General features: G+C 64.0%; 2 protein-coding genes. Both read left to right on the forward strand.

Features of this window, described 5'->3' with window-relative positions; all coding sequences use genetic code 11:
* Positions 1-985: phosphopantetheine-binding protein (locus NP552_RS25815; RefSeq protein ID WP_274097320.1), on the forward strand; the 985-nt coding region annotated here is incomplete at its 5' end.
* Positions 985-3,035 (forward strand): condensation domain-containing protein (locus NP552_RS25820; protein ID WP_274097321.1); only part of this gene is annotated, 2,051 nt, incomplete at its 3' end. The genes NP552_RS25815 and NP552_RS25820, both read left to right, overlap by 1 nt.

Genomic DNA, 3,035 nt, shown 5'->3' on the forward strand with positions numbered 1-3,035 from the left:
GCAGGTGTTCGCCAAGTTGCCGAACGCCGGCCAGTACAACCTGTATGGCCCCACCGAAGCCGCCATCGACGTGACTCACTGGACCTGCCGCGACGAAGGTCGCAACAGCGTGCCGATCGGCCAGCCGATTGCCAACCTGCAGACCTACATCCTCGGCGACGACCTGGGGCTGTTGCCGGCGGGCGTCACCGGTGAGCTCTACCTGGCCGGCGAAGGCCTGGCGCGGGGTTACCACCGCCGCGCCGCACTGACTGCCGAGCGCTTTGTCACCAGCCCGTTCGGCGAAGGCAAGCGCCTGTACCGCACCGGCGACCTTGCCTGCTACCGCGCCGACGGCGTGATCGAATACCGCGGGCGTATCGATCATCAGGTGAAGATCCGCGGCCTGCGCATCGAGCTGGGTGAAATCGAGGCACGCCTGATGGCACTCGACGCCGTGCGCGAAGCGGTGGTACTGGCGATCGAGGGTGCCACCGGCCAGCAACTGGTGGGGTATGTGGTGCCAAGTGCTGGTACCGGGCAGGACGACCTGCGCGAGCACCTCAGGCACGCACTGAATGCACATCTGCCGGACTACATGATCCCGGCGCAATGGGTATGGCTGAAGCAGATGCCGCTGAGCCCGAACGGCAAGCTGGAGCGCAAGGCGCTGCCCAAGCCCGATGCCAGCCAGCTGCAACGCGAATATGTAGCCCCGCAAAGCGAGCTGGAGCAGCGCATTGCTGCCATCTGGCAGCACGTGCTCGGCTGCGAGCGCATCGGCCTGCACGACAACTTCTTCGAACTGGGTGGACATTCCTTGATGGTGATTCGCGTGATGTCACGCATGCAACTGGATGTGGGGATACAGGTGAGCCCGCACGAGCTGTTCCAATTCCCTGTTCTGGGTGATTTCACTGCACAGGTGGCGCAACTCGGTGCACAGGTCGACACCACGAAACTCAGCAAACTCGAAGCACTGTTCGACGAATTGGAGGAAGTGTGATGGACAAGGACATGGCTGCACGGATCGCCAAGCGATTCATCACCCTCCCGCTGGACAAGCGCAAAGTGTTTCTAGAAAAAATGCTCGGCGAAGGCGTGTCGCCGGCCAACCTGCCGATCCCGCAGGTGCAGTCGGAGGTCGAGACGGTTCCGCTGTCCTTCGCACAGGAGCGTCAGTGGTTCCTCTGGCAGCTGGAGCCGCAGAGTGCGGCCTACCACATCTGCATTGCGCTGCGCATGAAGGGCCCGTTGAACGCGAACGCGCTGGAGCGCAGTTTCAACGCCCTGGTGGCACGCCACCAGGCCCTGCGCACCACCTTCACCCAGACCCACGACGGCCCGGTGCAGCGCATTGCCCCGCACCTGACGCTGGAAATTGCGCGTCATGTGCTGGACACCCAGACAGAGGCGGCGGTTCTGGCCTTTGTCCAGGCGCAGACACAGGCCCCGTTCGACCTGGAGCACGGCCCTCTGTTGCGCATCGCGTTAGCATCCTCGGCGCCGGACGAGCATGTGCTGGTGCTGGTTCAGCACCACATCGTGTCGGACGCCGCCTCGCTGGAGATCATGGTCAGCGACCTGGTGCAGTTGTATGCCGGCTACAGCCAGGGGCGCGAGGTGACGTTGCCCGAGCTGCCGATCCAGTACGCCGACTACGCCATCTGGCAGCGACGCTGGATGGAAGCCGGCGAACGTGAGCGGCAGTTGCAGTACTGGACTGAAAAGCTCGGTGGCGAGCAGTCGGTGCTGGAGTTGCCACTGGACCGCCCGCGCCCCTCCGAGCAAAGCCACCGCGGAGCGCGCCTGGATGTCGACCTCGATCACACCGTCGCCCAGCGTCTCAAACACCTGGCCCAATCGCACAACGTGACCCCTTTCATGCTGTTGCTGGCCTCATTCCAGACCCTCCTGCACCGCTACAGTCGTCAGGCGGACATCCGTGTCGGCGTGCCAGTGGCCAACCGCAACCGGGTCGAGACCGAGGGTCTGATCGGCTTCTTCGTCAACACCCAGGTCTACAAGGCCGACTTCAGCACCGCATCGAGCTTTGAGGCACTGTTGCAGCAGGTGAAGCAGACGTCGCTCGAAGCACAGCAGTATCAGGAGTTGCCTTTCGGCTACCTGGTCGAAGCGCTGCAACCCACCCGCAGCATGAGCGTCACACCGCTGTTCCAGGCCATGTACAACCATCGCGGGCTGGTCAATGAAACGCGGCAGGCATCAGACCACTCGGATGCGCTGCAGGTCGAAAACCTGCAGTGGGACACCCACAGCGCGCAGTTCGACCTGACGCTCAACACCGCCGAATCGCCGACTGGCTTCTCGGCAAGCTTCACGTATGCCACCGATCTGTTCGACGCCGCGACCATCGAGCGTCTGGCCCGGCACTGGCAGAACCTGCTGCAGGCGATTGTCGCTGACCCGCAACAGCGCGTCGGCGAACTGCCGTTGCTCGATGCCCGCGAGCAACAGGCCAACCTCCAGCAATGGAACCCGGCGCCTGCGCAGTTCGCCAGCCAGCGCTGTCTCCATGAACTGATCGAAGCCCAGGCTGCGCGTGCGCCGGGCTCCATCGCGCTGACCCTGGGTAGCACTCAGCTCAGCTACCGCGAACTCAACGAACGCGCCAACCAGATGGCCCATGCGTTGATTGCCCAGGGCATCGGGCCTGAGGTGCTGGTGGGCCTGGCCTGCGAGCGCAGCCTGGAGATGGTGGTCGGCCTGCTGGCGATCCTCAAGGCTGGCGGCGCCTATGTGCCACTGGACCCGGCGTACCCCGAGGACCGCCTGGCCTACATGATGGAGGACAGCGGGCTGAGTGTAGTGCTGGCCCAGTCGCACCTGCAACTGCCAGTTCCGCAAGGCGTGCGCACGTTGCTGCTGGACGATGACTTCACTGGTTATGCCGCCAGCAACCCAGGCCTGACGCTGGACCCTGCCAACCTGGCCTATGTGATCTATACCTCCGGCTCCACCGGCAAGCCCAAGGGCGCGTTGCTCGCGCACCACAACGTGCTACGCCTGTTTGCCGCCACCGAACACTGGTTCAA

It is taken from the genome of Pseudomonas sp. 8209, assembly GCF_028682105.1.
GTDB lineage: Bacteria > Pseudomonadota > Gammaproteobacteria > Pseudomonadales > Pseudomonadaceae > Aquipseudomonas > Aquipseudomonas palmensis.